The sequence below is a fragment of the Shinella kummerowiae genome (assembly GCF_009827055.1).
Taxonomy (GTDB): Bacteria; Pseudomonadota; Alphaproteobacteria; order Rhizobiales; family Rhizobiaceae; genus Shinella; species Shinella kummerowiae.
The window spans coordinates 155,624-173,897 of record NZ_WUMK01000008.1; the positions used below are offsets into that span (position 1 = coordinate 155,624).

General features: G+C 64.3%; 19 protein-coding genes. 7 read left to right on the forward strand and 12 right to left on the reverse strand.

The features are described from left to right. Window positions 1–4: 4 nt before the first annotated feature. Window positions 5–1,414, reverse strand: a complete 1,410-nt coding sequence (gene leuC, locus GR138_RS21085) for a 3-isopropylmalate dehydratase large subunit (RefSeq protein ID WP_160861238.1) — start codon at window positions 1,412–1,414, stop codon at window positions 5–7. Window positions 1,415–1,759: 345 nt separating this feature from the next. On the opposite strand from leuC, the gene GR138_RS21090 reads away from it, so the two are divergent. Beyond that, window positions 1,760–3,658: a CASTOR/POLLUX-related putative ion channel gene (locus tag GR138_RS21090; RefSeq protein ID WP_160861239.1), complete on the forward strand. Its 1,899-nt coding sequence runs from the start codon at window positions 1,760–1,762 to the stop codon at window positions 3,656–3,658. Window positions 3,659–3,664: 6 nt separating this feature from the next. On the opposite strand, the gene GR138_RS21095 is transcribed toward GR138_RS21090, so the two are convergent. The 3 genes from GR138_RS21095 to rplS all read right to left on the reverse strand — a co-directional run bounded on the left by GR138_RS21095 (window position 3,665) and on the right by rplS (window position 5,962). After that, a complete protein-coding gene (locus GR138_RS21095; RefSeq protein WP_160861240.1) occupies window positions 3,665–4,471 on the reverse strand; it encodes an amino acid ABC transporter permease in 807 nt (268 codons plus the stop codon). A 9-nt stretch (window positions 4,472–4,480) separates the two neighbouring features. Beyond that, window positions 4,481–5,278: a basic amino acid ABC transporter substrate-binding protein gene (locus tag GR138_RS21100; protein WP_160861241.1), complete on the reverse strand. Its 798-nt coding sequence runs from the start codon at window positions 5,276–5,278 to the stop codon at window positions 4,481–4,483. A gap of 147 nt (window positions 5,279–5,425) precedes the next feature. Next, the gene (rplS, locus tag GR138_RS21105) at window positions 5,426–5,962 is read right to left on the reverse strand and encodes a 50S ribosomal protein L19 (RefSeq protein ID WP_160861242.1); all 537 of its coding nucleotides are present in this window, start codon (window positions 5,960–5,962) and stop codon (window positions 5,426–5,428) included. A 301-nt stretch (window positions 5,963–6,263) separates the two neighbouring features. On the opposite strand from rplS, the gene GR138_RS21110 reads away from it, so the two are divergent. Next, on the forward strand, window positions 6,264–7,010 hold the full coding sequence (locus tag GR138_RS21110) for a sulfite exporter TauE/SafE family protein (RefSeq protein ID WP_160861243.1): 747 nt from the start codon (window positions 6,264–6,266) through the stop codon (window positions 7,008–7,010). On the opposite strand, the gene trmD is transcribed toward GR138_RS21110, so the two are convergent. The 5 genes from trmD to ffh all read right to left on the reverse strand — a co-directional run bounded on the left by trmD (window position 6,992) and on the right by ffh (window position 10,703). Then, window positions 6,992–7,681, reverse strand: a complete 690-nt coding sequence (trmD, locus tag GR138_RS21115) for a tRNA (guanosine(37)-N1)-methyltransferase TrmD (protein ID WP_160861244.1) — start codon at window positions 7,679–7,681, stop codon at window positions 6,992–6,994. The two genes, GR138_RS21110 and trmD, sit on opposite strands and share 19 nt — an antisense overlap. A gap of 1 nt (window position 7,682) precedes the next feature. Beyond that, window positions 7,683–8,258 (reverse strand): ribosome maturation factor RimM, encoded by a 576-nt coding sequence (gene rimM / locus GR138_RS21120; protein ID WP_160861245.1) that lies wholly within the window; start codon window positions 8,256–8,258, stop codon window positions 7,683–7,685. 141 nt (window positions 8,259–8,399) lie between these two features. Then, entirely contained in the window at window positions 8,400–8,765 is a 366-nt protein-coding gene (rpsP, locus tag GR138_RS21125; protein ID WP_160861246.1) for a 30S ribosomal protein S16, read from the reverse strand. A 34-nt stretch (window positions 8,766–8,799) separates the two neighbouring features. Then, window positions 8,800–9,123 carry a chorismate mutase gene (locus tag GR138_RS21130; RefSeq protein WP_133034523.1) on the reverse strand — a complete coding sequence of 108 codons (324 nt, stop codon included), beginning with the start codon at window positions 9,121–9,123 and terminating at the stop codon, window positions 8,800–8,802. 11 nt (window positions 9,124–9,134) lie between these two features. Beyond that, entirely contained in the window at window positions 9,135–10,703 is a 1,569-nt protein-coding gene (ffh, locus tag GR138_RS21135; protein WP_160861247.1) for a signal recognition particle protein, read from the reverse strand. Window positions 10,704–11,009: 306 nt separating this feature from the next. Between ffh and GR138_RS21140 the strand changes: the two genes are divergently transcribed. The 5 genes from GR138_RS21140 (at window position 11,010) to GR138_RS21160 (ending at window position 16,518) form a co-directional block, all read left to right on the forward strand. After that, on the forward strand, window positions 11,010–12,092 hold the full coding sequence (locus GR138_RS21140) for an MBL fold metallo-hydrolase (protein WP_160861248.1): 1,083 nt from the start codon (window positions 11,010–11,012) through the stop codon (window positions 12,090–12,092). 78 nt (window positions 12,093–12,170) lie between these two features. Continuing rightward, window positions 12,171–13,070, forward strand: coding sequence for a diaminopimelate epimerase (dapF, locus tag GR138_RS21145; protein WP_160861249.1), 900 nt, complete (start codon window positions 12,171–12,173; stop codon window positions 13,068–13,070). Then, on the forward strand, window positions 13,067–14,341 hold the full coding sequence (gene mtaB / locus GR138_RS21150) for a tRNA (N(6)-L-threonylcarbamoyladenosine(37)-C(2))-methylthiotransferase MtaB (protein WP_160861250.1): 1,275 nt from the start codon (window positions 13,067–13,069) through the stop codon (window positions 14,339–14,341). Before dapF ends, mtaB begins: the two co-directional genes overlap by 4 nt. A 15-nt stretch (window positions 14,342–14,356) precedes the next feature. Then, window positions 14,357–15,871 (forward strand): signal recognition particle-docking protein FtsY, encoded by a 1,515-nt coding sequence (gene ftsY / locus GR138_RS21155; protein ID WP_160861251.1) that lies wholly within the window; start codon window positions 14,357–14,359, stop codon window positions 15,869–15,871. Then, on the forward strand, window positions 15,868–16,518 hold the full coding sequence (locus tag GR138_RS21160; protein WP_202402756.1) for a septation protein A: 651 nt from the start codon (window positions 15,868–15,870) through the stop codon (window positions 16,516–16,518). Before ftsY ends, GR138_RS21160 begins: the two co-directional genes overlap by 4 nt. A 198-nt stretch (window positions 16,519–16,716) precedes the next feature. On the opposite strand, the gene GR138_RS21165 is transcribed toward GR138_RS21160, so the two are convergent. The 3 genes from GR138_RS21165 to GR138_RS21175 are packed head-to-tail and all read right to left on the reverse strand — an operon-like array spanning window position 16,717 to window position 18,250. Beyond that, window positions 16,717–17,331: a DsbE family thiol:disulfide interchange protein gene (locus tag GR138_RS21165; RefSeq protein ID WP_160861252.1), complete on the reverse strand. Its 615-nt coding sequence runs from the start codon at window positions 17,329–17,331 to the stop codon at window positions 16,717–16,719. Beyond that, window positions 17,328–17,492 (reverse strand): heme exporter protein CcmD, encoded by a 165-nt coding sequence (gene ccmD / locus GR138_RS21170; RefSeq protein WP_160861253.1) that lies wholly within the window; start codon window positions 17,490–17,492, stop codon window positions 17,328–17,330. Before ccmD ends, GR138_RS21165 begins: the two co-directional genes overlap by 4 nt. After that, window positions 17,489–18,250 (reverse strand): heme ABC transporter permease, encoded by a 762-nt coding sequence (locus GR138_RS21175; RefSeq protein ID WP_160861254.1) that lies wholly within the window; start codon window positions 18,248–18,250, stop codon window positions 17,489–17,491. Before GR138_RS21175 ends, ccmD begins: the two co-directional genes overlap by 4 nt. Window positions 18,251–18,274 lie beyond the last annotated feature (24 nt).

Below are 18,274 nucleotides of genomic sequence, written 5' to 3' on the forward strand. Positions count from 1 at the left end.
GGGATCAGTTCCACTCGCGGATATCGACGAAGTGGCCGGCAATCGCCGCGGCGGCGGCCATGGCGGGCGACACGAGGTGCGTGCGGCCCTTGAAGCCCTGACGGCCTTCGAAGTTGCGGTTCGAGGTCGAGGCGCAGCGCTCGCCCGGCTTCAGGCGGTCGTCGTTCATGGCAAGGCACATGGAGCAGCCCGGCTCGCGCCAGTCGAAGCCAGCCGCCTTGAAGATCGTGTCGAGGCCTTCGGCTTCCGCCTGCTCCTTCACGAGGCCGGAGCCCGGGACGATCATGGCGCTGACGGTGGAGGCCACCTGCTTGCCCTCGACGACGGCAGCAACGGCGCGCAGGTCCTCGATGCGGCCGTTGGTGCAGGAACCGATGAACACCCGGTCGATGGCGATGTCGGTGATCTTGGTGTCCGGCTTCAGGCCCATATAGTCGAGCGCGCGCCACTTGGAGGTGCGCTTCGTCTCGTCTTCGATCTCATCCGGGTTCGGCACCACGCCCTGCACGGAGACGACGTCTTCCGGCGAGGAGCCCCAGGAGACGATCGGCGGCAGGTTGGCGGCATCGAGCACGACGACACGGTCGAAATGCGCGCCTTCTTCCGTGTAGAGCGTCTTCCAGTAGTCGATCGCCATGTCCAGCGCCTGACCCTTCGGCGCGCGCGGCTTGCCCTTGATATAGTCGAAGGTCTTTTCGTCGGGCGCGATGAGGCCGGCGCGGGCACCGCCTTCGATCGTCATGTTGCAGATCGTCATGCGGCCTTCCATCGACAGCGAACGGATGGCCTCGCCCGCGAATTCGATGACGTGGCCGGTGCCGCCGGCCGTGCCGATCTCGCCGATGATGGCGAGAATGATGTCCTTGGCGGTGACGCCCGGCGGCAGCTGGCCGTCGACGCGCACCAGCATGTTCTTCGCCTTCTTCTGGATCAGCGTCTGGGTCGCCAGAACGTGCTCCACTTCCGACGTGCCGATGCCATGCGCCAGCGCGCCGAAGGCGCCGTGCGTCGAGGTGTGGCTGTCACCGCAGACGATGGTCATGCCCGGCAGGGTGAACCCCTGCTCCGGGCCGACGATGTGCACGATGCCCTGGCGCACGTCCTTTTCCGAATAATATTCAACGCCGAATTCCGCGGCGTTGGTGGCGAGCGCCTCGACCTGGATGCGGCTTTCCTCGTTCTTGATGCCCTGGTGGCGATCCGGCGAGGTGGGCACGTTGTGGTCGACGACGGCGAGCGTCTTTTCCGGCGCACGTACCTTGCGGCCGGCCATGCGCAGGCCTTCGAAGGCCTGCGGCGACGTCACCTCGTGAACGAGGTGACGGTCGATGTAGAGAAGACAGGTGCCGTCTTCCTGGCGGGAGACGATGTGATCGTCGAAAATCTTGTCATAGAGGGTACGGGGTGCGCTCATGGCTCTTCATCCGCTGGCATGTTGAGGGGTACAGGAATTCGGCAGGACGGGGCCTGCAGGATCGAAAGCGATCAGGCTAGGCGGCTGGTGAGCGCCCCGAAGACACGCGCAAAGAAGCGTGCCGGCAGGCGCTTGTGATCCTGCAGCACGACGACATGCTTTTCCGTGCATCCGAACTTGGATTCCATGGTTCGCATATAGCGATTTTTGCGACACTCGGCAAGTTGCCCGCCAGCGCCGTCGTTTACGCTCTTCCTAAAATTTCCGGCGGGCCTTCTTGCCGTGGCCCCGAATTTTTGACACTCGATAGACGTATCCGGCTAAGGGTCGGCCAAGGGGACAAACATGAAGACGATTACCTGGCGGGACCGCCTGCGCTACCAGTTCGACAAGAGCATGGCGGCGGGGCCGATCGCGCTGATCGGCTGGCTGACGGTGATCTCGCTGGTGGTGATCGTCATTGCGGGCCTGTTCCTGGCGATCACCGGCATTGCGCAGGAGGGCGCCGAGCCCGTCTCCTTCATCGAGGGCGCCTGGGAATCGCTGATGCGCACCATGGATGCCGGCGCCATGGGCGGCGATGTCGGCTGGGGCTTCCGTGGTGTCTCGCTCTTCGTCACCGTCGCCGGCATCTTCGTCTTCTCCGCCCTTATCGGCGTGCTGAGCTCCGGCCTCGACGAAAAGCTCGACGAACTGCGCAAGGGCCGCTCGCATGTGCTGGAGAAAGACCACACGATCATCTTCAACTGGTCGCCGTCGATCTTCGACGTGATTTCCGAACTCGTCATCGCCAACCAGAGCCGCCGCAATCCGCGCATCGTCATCATGGCCTCGAAGGACAAGGTGGAGATGGAGGACGAGATCGCCGACAAGATCGAGGATCTCGGCAACACGCGCATCATCTGCCGCAGCGGCGACCCGACGGACCTCTACGACGTCAACATCGTCAACCCGCAGGCGTCGCGCTCGATCATCGTGCTCTCGCCGGAGAGCGACTACGCGGATTCCCAGGTCATCAAGACGGTACTCGCCCTCGTCAACGATCCGGGCCGGCGCAAGGAGCCCTACCAGATCGCCGCCGAAATCCGCGATGCGAAGAACGCCGAGGTCGCCCGCATCGTCGGCGGCGGCGAGTTGCAACTGGTGCTCGCCGACGAGCTGATCTCGCGCATCGTCGTCAGCTCCAGCCGGCAGGCCGGGCTTTCCGCCGTCTATACCGAACTGCTCGATTTCGACGGCTCGGAAATCTACACCGTCGAACAGCCGGCCCTTGTCGGGAAATCCTTCGGCCATGCGGTCATGGCCTACGAGACATCGACGCTGATCGGCCTTTGCGACAATGACGGCGTGGTGCATCTCAACCCGCCGACAAACCGCATCATCCTCGCCGGCGAACGGGCCATCCTGATTGCCGAGGACGATGCGACGATCAAGCTGAGGACCGGGGACTTCGAGGTCGACCGCGACATCGTGCGCCCGCGTGTCCACCGCGAGCCGGGGCCGGAGCGCACGCTGCTGCTCGGCTGGAACCGGCGCGGGCCGATCATCACACAGGAACTGTCGCGCTACGTTTCGCCGGGCTCGGAACTGCTGATCGCCGCCAACACGCCGGACCTGGAGACGGAGGTCGCGGGGCTCACCTATTTGCAGGAGAACCTGACGGTTCGCTCGGCGGTGATCGACACGTCGAACCGCGCCGCACTCGATGCGCTCGACGTGCCCGCCTACGACCACGTGCTGGTGCTCGGCTACAGCGACCACATGGCCGCCCAGCCGGCCGATACCGCCACGCTGGTGACGCTGCTCCAGCTTCGCAAGATCGCCGAGGCCGCCAACCAGCATATCGGCATCGTCAGCGAGATGATCGACGTGCGCAACCGCAACCTCGCCGCCGTCACCCGCGCCGACGACTTCGTCGTCAGCAACAAGCTGGTGAGCCTGATGCTGGCGCAGGCTTCGGAAAACGACATGATGGCGCAGATCTTCGACGAGTTGCTCGACGAGGACGGCTCGGAAATCTACATGCGCCCGGTCACCGACTATATCGCCATCGACCGGCCGGTGAACTTCTACACCGTCAATCTTGCCGCCCTCATCCGCGGCGAGGTCGCGCTCGGCTACAGCCGCGCCAACGCGCCGGGGCATGACCCGCGCAATATGGGCGGGGTCGTCGTCAATCCGGTGAAGTCGGACAAGATCGCGTTCGACCCCACCGACCGCCTGATCATCCTTGCCCGCGAGTGAGCGGCCTCAGATGCGGCGCAGGCGTCTTTCCAGGGTGCGAAGCCCGAGCGAAAGGCCGATCGTCAGGATGAGATAGACATAGGCGACGATGGAATAGGTCTCGAAGAAGCGGAACGACCCGGAGGCGTAGACCTTGCCCATCTGCGTGATGTCGGCGACGCCGAGCACCGAGACGAGCGAACTGTCCTTCACCATCGCCACGAAATCGTTGCCGAGCGGCGGCAGGATGACACGCACCGCCTGCGGGAAGACGACGAGCCGGAAGCGCTGGAACCGCGACAAGCCCAGCGCCTTGGCCGCCTCGATCTGTCCCTTGTCCACCGCCAGAATGCCGGCACGGAAAACCTCGGCGATGAAGGCGGAATAGCCGATCATCAGCGCGAAGATCGCCCGCCACATCAGGGAAAGATCGCGCACCTGCATCGGCTCGACAAGGCCGGCGCCGACCAGCGGCGAGAGCACGAGGTTGATCAACGCCACCAGCGCCGGCGCACCGACGAAGGCGATGTAGAACAGCAGAACGAGGATCGGCACGCCACGGATCACCTCCGTATAGAAGCGGGCGATCTGGCGCAGCGCCTTGCTGTCCGACAGCGCCATCAACGCGACGCCGAGGCCAAGCAGGGTGGCGAGCAGGAAGGCGACGAGGGTCACGAAGATCGTCACCCACAGCCCCTTCAGCACGACGCTGAACACCTGCGTATAGAGATCATTGGCAATGATGACGCCGGCAAGCGCCAGCGCGATCACGCCGAGAGCGACCAGCCACCAGGGATAGTCGTCCTTCGACGCGTCAGAGGAAACGGGCGCCATGGCCGCCCGCTACTGGCCCATCTTGTAGTCGAGGAACCACTTTTTGTTGAGCCCATCGAGCGTGCCGTCGGCCTTGAGTGCGGCGATTGCCGCGTTGACGGGAGCGACGAGATCGGAGCCCTTCGGGAAGATGAAACCGAAATCCTCGGTGCCGAGCGGCTCGCCGACGACCTTCAGCTTGCCGCCGGACGCATCGACATAGCCCTTGGCGGCAACGCTGTCGGTCAGGACGAGATCGACGTCACCGCCCTGAAGCGCCTGCACCGTCGCGCCGAACGTCTCGAACAGCTTGATGCGCGGGTTCTGCTCGTTGCCGTCGAGGATTTCATAGACGGCGGTGTAGAAGGGCGAGGTGCCCGGCTGCGCGGCGATCAGCCCATCCGTCAACGCTGCAAAGGACTTCGCATCGGTGAAGCGCGTCTCGTCGGCACGCACCAGCATGAACTGCTGCGAGCGCATATAGGGGTCGGAGAAATCCACCTTCTCCTTGCGGTCGTCCTTGATGGTGATGCCGGTCATGCCGATGTTGTACTGGTTGTCGGAGACCGCCTGGATCATCGCGTCCCACGCGGTGTTCTGGTACTCGACCTTGAAGTTCAGCCGCTTGGCGATCTCGTTCATCGCGTCATATTCCCAGCCGATCTGGTTGCCGGTCTTGGGATCGACGAATTGCAGCGGCGGATAGGCATTTTCCGTGACGACAACGACCGTCTTGCCGCCGAGGTCCGGCAGATCCGCGGCGAATGCGACGGCGGGCATGAGGGCAACGGCAGCAAGGCCTGCAAGAACGGCGCGGCGGGAAAACATCAACTATGCTCCTGAATTGTGGCGGCGGAACACTGTCACAGGTTCAGGCGGGCAGGCAAGCATGACGCTTGCGTGCAAAGGCTTTTTCGTAAAACAAAAAAGCCGCCGGCCAAGGCCGACGGCTTCGATCGATCAGATCGGCGCTGATTACTCAGCGGCGGCTTCTGCAGCCTTTGCGGCTTCGTCAGCGGCTGCCTTTTCGGCAGCTTCTGCTGCGGCCTTTTCAGCGGCGAGCGCCTGGGCGGCTGCGACCTTCTCGGCTTCGAGACGGGCCTTTTCTTCGGCAACGGCGGCGCGCTCGGCGTCGTTCAGGTTGCGGGCGCGCGTGCCGGTGTTCTCGACGATACGAGCCGACTTGCCGCGACGGTCGCGCAGGTAATAGAGCTTGGCGCGGCGGACCTTACCGCGGCGCACGACTTCGACGCTTTCGACGAGCGGCGAGTAAACCGGGAAAACGCGCTCGACGCCTTCGCCGTAGGAAATCTTGCGAACGGTGAAGCTCTCGTTGATGCTACCACCCGAACGGGCGATGCAGACGCCTTCATAGGCCTGAACGCGGGTACGCGAGCCTTCCGTCACGCGGACGTTGACGCGCAGCGTGTCGCCCGGGGAGAATTCCGGAAGCTGGCGCTTGGCTTCGATCTTCGCGGCCTGTTCGGCTTCGAGCTGCTGAATGATGTTCATCGGTCTAAACCTTCTGGTTCTTCTGAAACAGCCAGAGCGCTCGACGGTCGCCTTCGAGGTCATGCCTCTTGGGTTAGCCCGTTGCCGGGCGGAGCGGATTCGCCATTCTTTGCTTGCAGGTCGGCTGGGTAATCCCAAATCCGTGCGGGCCAATACACCAATCGAACCGGCTTGTCATCCCCGACGAGCAAAGAATCCGCCGGGAACGCCGGTTTTCGGAGCTTGCCGGCCGTTTGCCGCCACGCTATCACCCAAACGGGAGAAGCGACACGGCATCCCGGCCGCTGCCGCCGGGAGTATCATGTCCATAGCCGATGCCATACTGCTTTTCGTTGCCGGATTTCTGTCCGGCGTGGTCAATGCCATTGCCGGCGGCGGTACCTTCCTCACCTTCGGCGCGATGACGCTGATCGGCCTGCCGCCGATCGTCGCCAATGCGACCTCGTCGATCACCCAGTTTCCCGGCTATGTCACCTCCTCGCTCGCCTATGCCAAGGAGATCAAGGCGGACTGGCGCGAAGCGGCGCTGCTCGGGGTCATCTCCCTCGTCGGCGGGCTTGGCGGCGCGCTCTTGCTGCTGTCGCTCGACAATCCCTCCTTCCGGTCCCTCGTGCCCTGGCTGCTGCTCGCAGCCACCGTGATCTTCGCGGCCGGCCCCTATCTCAAGCCGAAAACGCTGCATGCCGAAACGCCGGTCTCGCCGCTTGGCCTTGCCGGCCAGTTCGCAACCTCGATCTACGGCGGCTTTTTCGGCGCCGGCATGGGCATCATGATGCTCGCCGTGCTCGGCCTGACGAAGGGCGGCGACTATCATCGCCTCAATGCGCTGAAGAATTTTCTGGCCGTGGTGATCGCTGCGGTGGCCATCGTCGTCTTCGCCAGCGGCGACGTGGTCGGTTGGCCGCAGGCAGCCGTCATGGTGCCGGCGGGTGCACTTGGTGGCTGGTCCGGCGTCTGGGCCGCGCGGCGCGTGCCGCAACCGGTGATCCGCGCCCTGGTGGTCGCGGTCGGTGCGGCGCTGACGGTCTATTATTTCGTGACGGGCTGAAGGAGATCCGGCCGGCGCTCACGCGTGATTTTCTCCGCTTCCTCACGGCGCCATCTGTTGATGGCCGCGTGGTTGCCGGAGGTGAGCACGCCGGGGATTTCCTGGCCTTCCCAGACCTGCGGACGGGTATAGTGCGGATGCTCGAGCAGTCCGCCCTCGAAACTCTCGTGCTCGCCGGACAGCGCATTGCCCATCACGCCGGGCAGGATACGCACGATGGCATCGAGCAGGATCATCGCCGCCGGCTCGCCGCCCGAGAGAATGTAATCGCCGATCGACACCTCTTCGAGCTCACGCCCGTCGATGACGCGCTGGTCGACACCCTCGAAACGGCCGCAAACCACAATCACGCCCTCACCCGCAGCGAGTTCGCGCACGCGGGCCTGTGTCAGCGGCCGCCCACGCGGGCTCATCAACAAGCGCGGACGATGATCGCCCTCCGAAGCATGGTCGATTGCTTTCGCCAGCACGTCCGGCTTCAGCACCATGCCGGCACCGCCGCCGGCCGGCGTGTCGTCGACGGTGCGGTGGCGGTCGGTGGTGAAATCACGGATCTGCACGCAGTCGAGCGCCCAGTCGCCGCGATCCAGCGCCTTGCCGGACAGCGACTGGCCCAAGAGACCCGGAAACATCTCAGGATAGAGCGTCAGGATGGTGGCGCGGAAAGCCACGTCAGTCCTCGCCATCTTCCGGGGGACGGCGGCGCCGGCTGCCTGGGCCTTCCTTCTCGTCTTCCTCGAGACCGGCCGCAAAGGCGTCGATCACCAGGCGTCCGCCATCGACGTCGATTTCGAGCACGGCTGCTTCGGAGAAGGGAATGAGCACCGGGCGCTTGCCCGGCCCCTTGAGCTCCAGCAGGTCGCCTGCGCCGAAATCGAAGATGCCGGTCACCGTGCCGTGGCTGCGGCCCTGCGTATCGACGGCCTCCAGACCTTCGAGATCGGCATAGAAGAACTCGTCTTCGTCCAGTTCCTCGTCCGGCAGGTTGTCGCGGTCGATATAGAGTTCAAGGCCGTTCAGCGCCTCGGCGGCGTTGCGGTCGTTGATGCCACGGAAGCGCACCACGACGACATTCTTCGCCTCGCGCACCTCCAGCACCTCGAAGGACCGGCCGTCCTCCGTGTGCAGGTGGCCGTAATCACCGATCGCCGTCGGGTCGATGGTGTAGGATTTCACGCGCACTTCGCCGCGCAGGCCCTGGGCCGCGCCGACGGTGCCCATGAGGACAGGATTTTCCGGTTTCGCCATGGTTCGGTTCCGAACGTTCGATGAGGCTTCAGCTACGCGCAAACGCTTTACGACGTTCTTGAGCGCGATCCAAACAAAAACGGGCAAACAAAAACGGACGGCATGAAACATGCCGTCCGTTCAAGATGGTGTCAGGGAAGATTATTCGCCAGCGGCAGCAGCAGCGGCGTCTTCTTCCTTCTGCTTCTTCTCGGCAGCGCGCTCGAGAGCCTTCTTGCCCGGCTTTGCCTTGTCCGGGTTGTTGCGGGCTTCGCGCTTTGCGACGCCGGCTTCATCGAGGAAGCGGGCAACGCGGTCGGTCGGCTGGGCGCCCTTGGCGAGCCATTCCTTGATGCGGTCGGCGTCGATCTGGACGCGGTTTGCGTCTTCCTTGCCGAGCATCGGGTTCCACGAACCGACCTTCTCGAGGAAACGGCCATCGCGCGGCGAGCGGGCGTCGGCAACGACGATCTGGTAGTACGGACGCTTCTTGGAGCCACCGCGGGCGAGACGAATTTTCAATGCCATGTCATTTCTCCTTGGATAGATAGGACCGCTTGTTTCAAGCGGTATTCTGGTTTGCGCCGCTGTGTTCAGCGGCAATGGCTTCGTGGTGCCGGATCACCTCGTGGATGATGAAGTTCAAAAACTTCTCCGCGAAATCCGGATCCAGATTGGCATCCTTCGCCAGGCGGCGAAGGCGCTCGATCTGGTATTCCTCGCGCGCCGGATCGGCCGGCGGCAGTTCATGCGTCGCTTTCAGCACGCCCACTGCCTGGGTGCAGCGGAACCGTTCGGCGAGCATATGCACAAGGGCAGCGTCGATATTGTCGATCGACTGCCGGTATTCTCCCAATTGCTGCTTGACCTTCGGATCGATCGTCATGCCTCAACCCCTCACTTCTTCTTCGGCAGGCCGGGAAGGCCCGGAAAACCACCAAGACCGGGCAGGCGCCCGCCACCGAGACCGGGAAGACCGCCGCCGCCCAGGCCCGGCATGCTGCCCGGCTTGATGCCGGCGGCTTCCGCCTGCTTGGCGAGCGCTTCGAGCTGCTTCGGATCCATCTTCGACAGATCGGGCATGCCGCCCATGCCGCCGCCAAGGCCACCGAGGCCCATCTTGCCGGCAAGGCCGCCCATCATCTGCTTCATCATGCCGCCGCCCTTCTTGCCGCCCATCATCTTCATCATGTCCGCCATCTGGCGATGCATCTTCAGAAGCTTGTTGATGTCGGCCGCATCGGTGCCGGAGCCGGCGGCGATGCGCTTCTTGCGCGAATGCTTGAGGATATCCGGGTTGGCGCGCTCGGCCTTGGTCATCGAATTGATGATGGCGATCTGGCGGCCGAACAGCTTGTCGTCGAGACCGGCGGCGGACATCTTGTCCTTCATGCCGGCCATGCCGGGCATCAGCCCCATGATGCCGCCCATGCCGCCCATCTTCTGCATCTGGGCGAGCTGGTCGGCGAGGTCGTTCAGGTCGAACTTGCCCTTGGCCATCTTGGCGGCCATGGCGGCCGCCTTCTCGGCGTCGATATTCTCCGCCGCCTTCTCGACGAGTGAAACGATGTCGCCCATGCCGAGGATACGGTCGGCGACGCGGCGGGGATGGAACTCTTCGAGTTCGCCCATCTTTTCGCCGACGCCGATCAGCTTGATCGGCTTGCCGGTGACGGCGCGCATGGAAAGGGCAGCACCGCCGCGGCCGTCACCATCCATACGGGTCAAAACGAGGCCGGTAATACCGACGCGGTCGTCGAAATTGCGGGCGAGGTTGACGGCGTCCTGACCGGTCAGCGCATCGGCGACGAGCAGGATTTCGTGCGGATTGGACTTCCGCTTGATCTCCGCCATCTCGATCATCAGCGGCTCGTCGATATGGGTGCGACCGGCGGTGTCGAGGATGACGACGTCATGGCCGCCGAGCTTTGCGGCCTGCACGGCGCGTGCGGCGATATCGGTCGGCGACTGGCCGGCGATAACAGGCAGCGTGTCGATGCCGGTCTGCACGCCGAGCTGGCGAAGCTGCTCTTGTGCGGCCGGACGGCGCGTGTCGAGCGAGGCCATCAGGACCTTCTTCTTGTCACGCGTCTTCAGCCGGTTGGCGATCTTGCCCGAGGTGGTCGTCTTACCGGAGCCCTGCAGACCAACCATCATGATGACGACGGGGGCGGCCGCATTGAGGTCGATCGACACGCCTTCGGAGCCGAGCATGGAGACAAGCTCGTCATGCACCAGCTTGACGACCATCTGGCCGGGCTTGATCGACTTCAGGATTTCCGCGCCAACGGCCTTTTCACGCACCGCATCGGTGAAGGAGCGCACCACTTCCAGCGCCACGTCCGCTTCGAGCAGCGCACGGCGGACCTCGCGCAGCGCCGCCGAGACATCGGCTTCGGACAGCGCGCCACGGCCTGTCAGTCCATTCAGAATGGAGCCAAGGCGGTCCTGGAGTGTTTCAAACATCACGTCTTCCTTCTTGTTTCCGTCCGTGCCGGAAACGTCGGTGCAATCGGTGACAAAAACAAGACGCAAAGCCAAAAAGCACCCGAGGGCGCATCGCGCTGTCGGGTGTTGACCTCCGGGATCTGTTTATACCGCAATGGGTCCCGGTCGGCGGCTTCAAGCATCGTCACTTGTCGCAGATGCGCGGCTTAAACAGGAAAGAAGGCGGAAAGTCAAGGATGCGGGGCAAACCCGCGCTTTTGTCACTTTTTCGCGAGACCACTGCGGCCCGTTGCAGCGCGGCAAGGCCACGCTTATCTTTTGTCAATGAACCGTCGCAAGTTTCTCAAATGGTCCGGCATAGGCGCCCTCACGATGCTCGCGGGTGGCACATTCGCGAGCCGCAGCCTGGCGGCGAACCGCTATTATGACGGCCCGGTCAGCGACCATTTCGACGGTACCCATTTCTTCAATCCGAACGGGGAAGAACCGAACAGTTTCTTCGAGCTGATGCGCTGGCAATTCGGCGGCGGGCGCGCGGCCTGGCCGGCCGATTGGCCGAGCCCGTTTCCGGCTGCCGTGCCGGAAGCGCGCGTCGAGGGCGATCGTCTCGTCGTGACCATGGTGGGCCATGCGGCGCTGCTGATCCAGACGGCGGGCCTGAACATCCTGACCGATCCCGTCTGGAGCGACCGGGTAAGCCCCTTCTCCTTTGCCGGGCCCAAGCGCGTCAATCCGCCGGGCATCACGCTTGCCGACCTGCCGAAGATCGACGTCGTGCTCGTCACGCACAATCATTACGACCATCTCGACCTCGCGACGCTGAAGGCGCTCAGCGAGCGGGACAATTGCCTGATCTTCACGCCGCTCGGCAATGACAGGATCATGGGCCCGACCGTCGGCGAAGGCCGCATCACGACCATGGACTGGGGCGGTAGCACCCCCCTGTCCGCCGGCGTGACGCTGCATTGCGAACCCTGCCACCACTGGTCGGCGCGCGGGCTCGGCGACCGACGCATGGCGCTGTGGTCGGCCTTCCTCATCGAGACGCCGGGCGGCAAGATCTACCATATCGGCGATACCGGCTTTCACCAGGGCATAAACTACCGGGCGATCCGCGAGAAACACGGCGCGATACGGCTGGCAAACCTGCCCTTCGGCGCCTATGAGCCGCGCTGGTTCATGCGCCCGCAGCACCAGAACCCGCACGAGGCGGTGCAAGGCATGGCGGCGAGCGGAGCCGCCTATGTCGCCGGCCATCACTGGGGCACGTTCCGGCTGACCAACGAGGGCGTAGACGAGCCGTTGGCCGCACTGGAAACCGCGCTCGATGCGGCCGGCATTGCCCGGACACGCTTTCGGGCCCTTCGGCCCGGCGAGGTCTTCGAGGTGCCGCTCGCCACCACCTGAGCAAGGCACTGGAAATCCGCGGGCTTTTCCGCCATATACGCCCCCAACGGGGCCTTTTGGCCCGATCGGGCAGACGTGATGACAAAGACGGTCGAATTCGCAAAGATGAACGGGCTGGGAAACATGATCCTGGTCGTGGACATGCGTGGCCGCAAGGATGTCGTCACACCGGCCGCGGCAATCGCGCTGGCGGCCGATCCCGCCACCCGCTTCGACCAGATCATGGCGGTGCATGACCCCCGGATCGACGGCACCGATGCCTTCATCGACATCCTCAATTGCGATGGCACGAAGGCGCAGGCCTGCGGCAACGGCACGCGCTGCGTCGTGCAGGCGCTCGCCGCCGAGACCGGCCGCAAGGTCTTCACCTTCCAGACCGTCGCCGGCATCCTCAATGCCGTCGAGCATGAGGACGGCACGATTTCCGTCGACATGGGCAAGCCGGTCTTCGCGTGGAATCGCATTCCTCTGGCGGAAGAATTCTACGACACCAGCCGCATCGAATTGCAGATCGGGCCGATCGACGATCCGATCCTGCATTCGCCGGCCGCCATGTCGATGGGCAACCCGCATGCCGTCTTCTGGGTCGATCGCGACCCGATGACGTTCGATCTCGACCGCTTCGGCCCACTGCTCGAAAACCACCCGATGTTCCCGGAAAAGGCCAACATCACGCTGGCGCAGGTCACCTCGCCGACCACGATGACGACCCGCACCTGGGAACGCGGCGCCGGCCTGACGCTCGCCTGCGGTTCCGCCGCCTGCGCTTCGGGCGTTTCCGGCGCGCGCACCGGCCGCACCGGCCGCAAGGTCACGATCACCGTCGCCAGCAGCCCGAACCGTGGCACACTGCAGATCGAATGGCGCGACGATGACCATGTCATCATGACCGGCCCGGCCGAATGGGAGTGGTCGGGCACGCTCGACCCTTCGACCGGCGCCTTCCGCCGCGACGATGCCGAGGCGGCGGCGCTTTGAGCGGCGTCGAGGTCATAACCTTCGGCTGTCGGCTCAACACCTACGAATCGGAAGTGATGCGCGCGGAGGCCGAGAAGGCGGGGCTCAACAATGCCGTGCTGGTGAACACCTGCGCCGTCACCGGCGAGGCCGTGCGCCAGGCCCGTCAGGCGATCCGTCGCGCCCGCCGCACCAATCCGCATGCCCGCATCATCGTCACCGGCTGCGCCGCGCAGACGGAAAGCGCCACCTTTGCCGACATGCCCGAGGTGGACGTCGTGCTCGGCAACGAGGAGAAGCTGAAGAGCGCTTCCTACCGCGCACTGCCGGATTTCGGCGTCTCGGCGGAAGAGAAGCTGCGCGTCAACGACATCATGAGCGTGCGGGAAACCGCGCCGCAGATGGTGAAGCTGATCGACGGCCATGTGCGCGCCTTCGTGCAGGTGCAGAACGGCTGCGACCACCGCTGCACCTTCTGCATCATCCCGTACGGTCGCGGCAATTCCCGCTCCGTGCCGATGGGCGCCGTCGTCGACCAGGCACGCAAGCTCGTCGAGAGCGGCTATTCGGAAATCGTGCTGACCGGCGTCGATGCCACCAGCTACGGCGCCGACCTGCCCGGCAAACCGAGCCTCGGCCAGCTCGCCAGGACGCTTTTGAAGCAGGTGCCGGAAATCCAGCGTCTCCGCCTCTCCTCGATCGACAGCATCGAGGCGGATGATCACCTCTGGGGCCTGATCGCAGACGAACCGCGCTTCATGCCGCACCTGCATCTCTCGCTCCAGCATGGCGACGACATGATCCTGAAGCGCATGAAGCGCCGCCATTCCAGCGCCGACGCCGTCGCCTTCTGCGAGCGGGTGAAAACCTTGCGTCCGGATGCGAGTTTCGGCGCCGACATGATCGCCGGCTTCCCGACGGAAACGGAAGAGATGTTTTCCAATGCCAGGCGGCATGCCGAAGACTGCGGCATTGTCCATCTGCACGTCTTCCCCTACAGCCCGCGCCCGGGCACGCCGGCCGCGCGCATGCCGCAGCTCGACCGTGCGCTGGTCAAGGAGCGCGCCGGCCGATTGCGCGAGACCGGAAACAGATTGCATGCGATGCATCTCGACCGGATGGTCGGCAGTACGCAAAAAATCCTCGTCGAGAATAACGGGCTTGCCCACACGGAAAACTTCACGCTCGTCGATGCCGCGGGCCTCGAACCTCGCGACCTTGTGCCGGTGACGATCACCGGCCACAATGGCAGACACCTGACGATGCGGCCCGAAAACCGCCCTCTCGCATAACCAGCGGATACCCTTATGGCCCTCGGCTTCATCAAGAAGATTTTTACGTTCGGCAAAGACACCGCCCCCGAGCAGAAGCCGGAGGCGGAGGCCGCCATCGTCGCGCCCGAGGTGATTGAAACGGCCCCGGAACCGGCCATCGAGCGTGAGCCGGAGACCGTTGTCGAAGAGCGTGACGCGCTGCTCGACGAGGCGGAAGCCGCCAATCCCGAAGCCGCCAGCCATGTGCCTGCCGAGGCCGAGCCGGATATCTATCCGCTGCCGCATGCCCCGGATCTGCCGGTCGCCGAGGACCCGGTCGCGCCGGCCGAGGTCGAAACCGCAGCCGGGCCGGAGAGCGACGAGGTCGCCTCCGAGGAAGAGGCCATTGAAGCGCCTATCGAAGAAGAGCCGATGGCTCCGGTAGAGGTCTTGGCTGAAGAAGCGCCGGCGGCACCGGCGGAAGAGATTGCCGAGCCGGAACCCGAAAGCCTCCCGGTCGAAGAAGCACCGCCCGCCGGGCCCGAGGATCCTGTTCTCGAAGAAGCGATGCGCACCGAGCCGACAGTGCTGCCGAAGGGCTTTGCGACGGCCGAGCGGGCAGCGGTCGTGGAGACGGTGGCGCAGCCGAAGCGCACCTGGTTTCAGCGTCTGCGCGAGGGTCTTTCGCGCACCTCCTCGCAGCTGACGGGCCAGATCACCAGCCTGTTCACCAAGCGCAAGCTCGACGACGCTACATTGCAGGATCTCGAAGACCTGCTGATCCAGGCCGATCTTGGCGTGGAAACCGCGCTGCGCATCACCGATACGCTCGCCTCCGAGCGCTACGGCAAGGATGTGACGGGCGGCGACGTCTCGCGCATCATGGCGAGCGAGATCACCAAGGTGCTGGCGCCGGTCGCCAGGCCGCTGGAACTCGACCTCAACCACAAGCCGCATGTCATCCTCGTCGTCGGCGTCAACGGCACCGGCAAGACGACGACCATCGGCAAGCTCGCCGCCAAGCTTTCCGGCGCCGGCCTGAAGGTCATGCTCGCCGCGGGCGACACATTCCGCGCCGCGGCCATCGAGCAGCTGAAAATCTGGGCGGAGCGCACCGGCTCCGACATCGTCTCCTCCAAGCTCGGCGCCGATGCGGCGGGGCTGGCCTACGAGGCCTACGAACAGGCGAAGGAAAAGAAGAGCGACGTGCTGATCGTCGATACGGCCGGCCGTCTGCAGAACAAGACGGAACTGATGGCCGAACTGGAAAAGATCGTGCGCGTGCTCGGCAAGCTCGATCCGGACGCGCCGCACACGGTTCTCCAGACGCTCGACGCCACCACCGGGCAGAACGCGATGAACCAGGTCGAGATTTTCCGCAATGTCGCGGGTGTCACGGGCCTGATCATGACAAAATTGGACGGTACGGCCCGCGGCGGCATCCTTGTGGCGATTGCCGCCAAACACAAGCTGCCGGTCTATTTCATCGGTGTCGGGGAAGGGGTCGACGATCTCGAACCCTTCGAGGCCAAGGATTTCGCGCAGGCGATCGCAGGAGTTGGAGAATGAGCAAGGTGACGCTGGAGACCCCGGCCAAGACCGAGGAGAAGGTCGGCCCCCTCCTCAAGATGGTGCTGGAGCTGGGACCACTCGTCGTGTTCTTCTTCGCCAATTCGCGCGGCGAATGGTTGGCGGCGCAATTTCCGGTGCTGGCCGAAATGGGCGGGCCAATCTTCATCGCCACCGGCCTGTTCATGGCCGCCACCGCGCTGGCGCTGATCGTTTCCTGGATCCTGACCCGCACGCTGCCGATGATGCCGTTGATCTCGGGTGTCGTGGTGTTCGTCTTCGGTGCGCTGACGCTGTGGCTGCAGAACGACACCTTCATCAAGATGAAGCCGACCATCGTCAACACGCTGTTCGGCGCCATCCTGCTCGGCGGCTTGCTGTTCGGCAAATCGCTGCTCGGCTACGTGTTCCACGCCGCCTTCAAGCTGACGGACGAGGGCTGGCGCAAGCTGACGCTGCGCTGGGGCCTGTTCTTCATCGTGCTTGCCGTGATGAACGAAGTGGTCTGGCGCAATTTCTCGACGGATTTCTGGGTCGCCTTCAAGGTCTGGGGCACCATGCCCATCACCATCCTCTTCACGCTCTCGCAGATGCCGCTGATCATGCGCCACTCAGCCGAGCCACAGGAAGACGGCAAGGCGCCGTAAGGACGGATCGCGGGTACTGTTTTTCCGTTATCGGATACTGCGTGGATCCTCGGGTCGAGCCCGAGGATAACGAAAGGAAGAGGCGACGGTAGCTCAAGCAACAGTGCCGCATGCCGCACGGTCCAAGGTCCTTGTTGGAGGTCTCTCCTCCCCGCCGTCATCCTCGGGCTCGACCCGAGGATCCACTGGCAACCGCCCTCAGCCCGTTTTAGCCGGCGCGCCCAGCGCCTTCTCGATTGCCGGGAAAAGCCCGTCCTTCAGGCTCTTCTCATCAAAAGGCCCGACCTTCTTGTAGAGGATCGTGCCGTCCGGGCCGACGAGATAGGATTCGGGGATGCCGTAGACACCCCAGTCGATCGCCATTTTCCCGACGGGATCGAGCCCGATGGCGGAGAAAGGGTTGCCGAGTTCGCCGAGGAAGCGCAGCGCGTTCTCGCTGCCGTCCTTATAGTTGACGCCGACGACGGTCAGCCGTGGGTCCTTGGACAGCGACAGGATGACCGGATGCTCCTGCCGGCACGGCACGCACCAGGACGCCCAGAAATTGACCAGCGTCAGCTTGCCCTTGACCGCCTCAGCCGTCAGCGCGGGCACGGCTGCACCATCCTTGGTGGCGCCTGCGAGCGGCTCCAGGTCGCGGAAGGGCGCCTTGGTGCCGATCAGCGCGGAGGGGATTTCGGAGATGTTGCGGCCGGAATTGAGCTGCGTCCAGAAGATCAGGGCGAGGCCGAGGAAAATCGCCAGCGGCAGGGCGGCGAGAATGAGACGCGTGCGCGTGCCCGCACCCGGTGCAGGGCTTTCCGTTTCGCTCATCGGGTTTCCTCGCGGGCGGAGCGGCGGCGCACGCCGGCCGCCTCCAGCCGCTCAAGTTCGCGATGACGGCCGCGATGATCGAGCCAGACCCACAGGACGAGGCCCATCGAGACGGAGAAGGCGGCGATGTAGGACACCGTCACGTAGAAGAGGTGGCTCATGCCGCACCTCCAGCCGACCGGGCCGCATGGCGGCGCAGCACGGCGATGCGCCGGCGCAAGATCTCGTTGCGCATGGCGAGAATGTGCAGCGTGAAGAACAGCAGCGTGAAGGCGACGGCCATCACGAGCAGCGGGCGCAGGAATTCGCCGGAAATCGTCGGCCCATCCATGCGGATGACGCTCGCCGGCTGGTGCAGCGTGTTCCACCACTCGACGGAGAACTTGATGATCGGGATATTGACGAAGCCGACGAGGATCAGCACCGCGCTGACTTTCGCCGCCCGCGTCGGCTCGTCCATCGCACGGTTGAGCGCAATCAGCCCGAGATACATCAGGAACAGCACGAAGACCGAGGTGAGCCGCGCATCCCACACCCACCAGGTGCCCCACATCGGCTTGCCCCAGAGCGAGCCAGTGATAAGGGCGACGAGCGTGAAACAGGCGCCGATGGGTGCTGCGGCCTTCGCCGAGACATCGGCGAGCGGATGGCGCCAGACGAGGGTGCCAAGTGCGGACAGCGCCATGACCGTGTAGCACATCATGGACAGCCAGGCGGCCGGCACATGCACATACATAATGCGCACCGTCTCGCCCTGCTGGTAATCGCCGACCGTCGTGAAGGACAGGTAGAGCCCGACCGCGAACAGACAGAGCGTCAGCCCGGCAAGCCAGGGCCAGACGGTCGCGACCAGCGCCAGGAACCGCGTCGGGTTGGCGAGATCGCTGAATTTACGGATGGCAAGGCTCGGTTCACTCATGATGGTTCTTTAACGCGTCAGGCC

Coding starts and splice junctions, on each gene's coding strand:
- leuC (WP_160861238.1), bottom strand. CDS start 1,414: ATGAGCGCACCCCGTACCCTCTATGACAAGATTTTCGACGATCACATC.
- GR138_RS21090 (WP_160861239.1), top strand. CDS start 1,760: ATGAAGACGATTACCTGGCGGGACCGCCTGCGCTACCAGTTCGACAAG.
- GR138_RS21095 (WP_160861240.1), bottom strand. CDS start 4,471: ATGGCGCCCGTTTCCTCTGACGCGTCGAAGGACGACTATCCCTGGTGG.
- GR138_RS21100 (WP_160861241.1), bottom strand. CDS start 5,278: ATGTTTTCCCGCCGCGCCGTTCTTGCAGGCCTTGCTGCCGTTGCCCTC.
- rplS (WP_160861242.1), bottom strand. CDS start 5,962: ATGAACATCATTCAGCAGCTCGAAGCCGAACAGGCCGCGAAGATCGAA.
- GR138_RS21110 (WP_160861243.1), top strand. CDS start 6,264: ATGTCCATAGCCGATGCCATACTGCTTTTCGTTGCCGGATTTCTGTCC.
- rimM (WP_160861245.1), bottom strand. CDS start 8,258: ATGGCGAAACCGGAAAATCCTGTCCTCATGGGCACCGTCGGCGCGGCC.
- rpsP (WP_160861246.1), bottom strand. CDS start 8,765: ATGGCATTGAAAATTCGTCTCGCCCGCGGTGGCTCCAAGAAGCGTCCG.
- GR138_RS21130 (WP_133034523.1), bottom strand. CDS start 9,123: ATGACGATCGATCCGAAGGTCAAGCAGCAATTGGGAGAATACCGGCAG.
- ffh (WP_160861247.1), bottom strand. CDS start 10,703: ATGTTTGAAACACTCCAGGACCGCCTTGGCTCCATTCTGAATGGACTG.
- GR138_RS21140 (WP_160861248.1), top strand. CDS start 11,010: ATGAACCGTCGCAAGTTTCTCAAATGGTCCGGCATAGGCGCCCTCACG.
- dapF (WP_160861249.1), top strand. CDS start 12,171: ATGACAAAGACGGTCGAATTCGCAAAGATGAACGGGCTGGGAAACATG.
- ftsY (WP_160861251.1), top strand. CDS start 14,357: ATGGCCCTCGGCTTCATCAAGAAGATTTTTACGTTCGGCAAAGACACC.
- GR138_RS21160 (WP_202402756.1), top strand. CDS start 15,868: ATGAGCAAGGTGACGCTGGAGACCCCGGCCAAGACCGAGGAGAAGGTC.
- GR138_RS21165 (WP_160861252.1), bottom strand. CDS start 17,331: ATGAGCGAAACGGAAAGCCCTGCACCGGGTGCGGGCACGCGCACGCGT.
- ccmD (WP_160861253.1), bottom strand. CDS start 17,492: ATGAGCCACCTCTTCTACGTGACGGTGTCCTACATCGCCGCCTTCTCC.
- GR138_RS21175 (WP_160861254.1), bottom strand. CDS start 18,250: ATGAGTGAACCGAGCCTTGCCATCCGTAAATTCAGCGATCTCGCCAAC.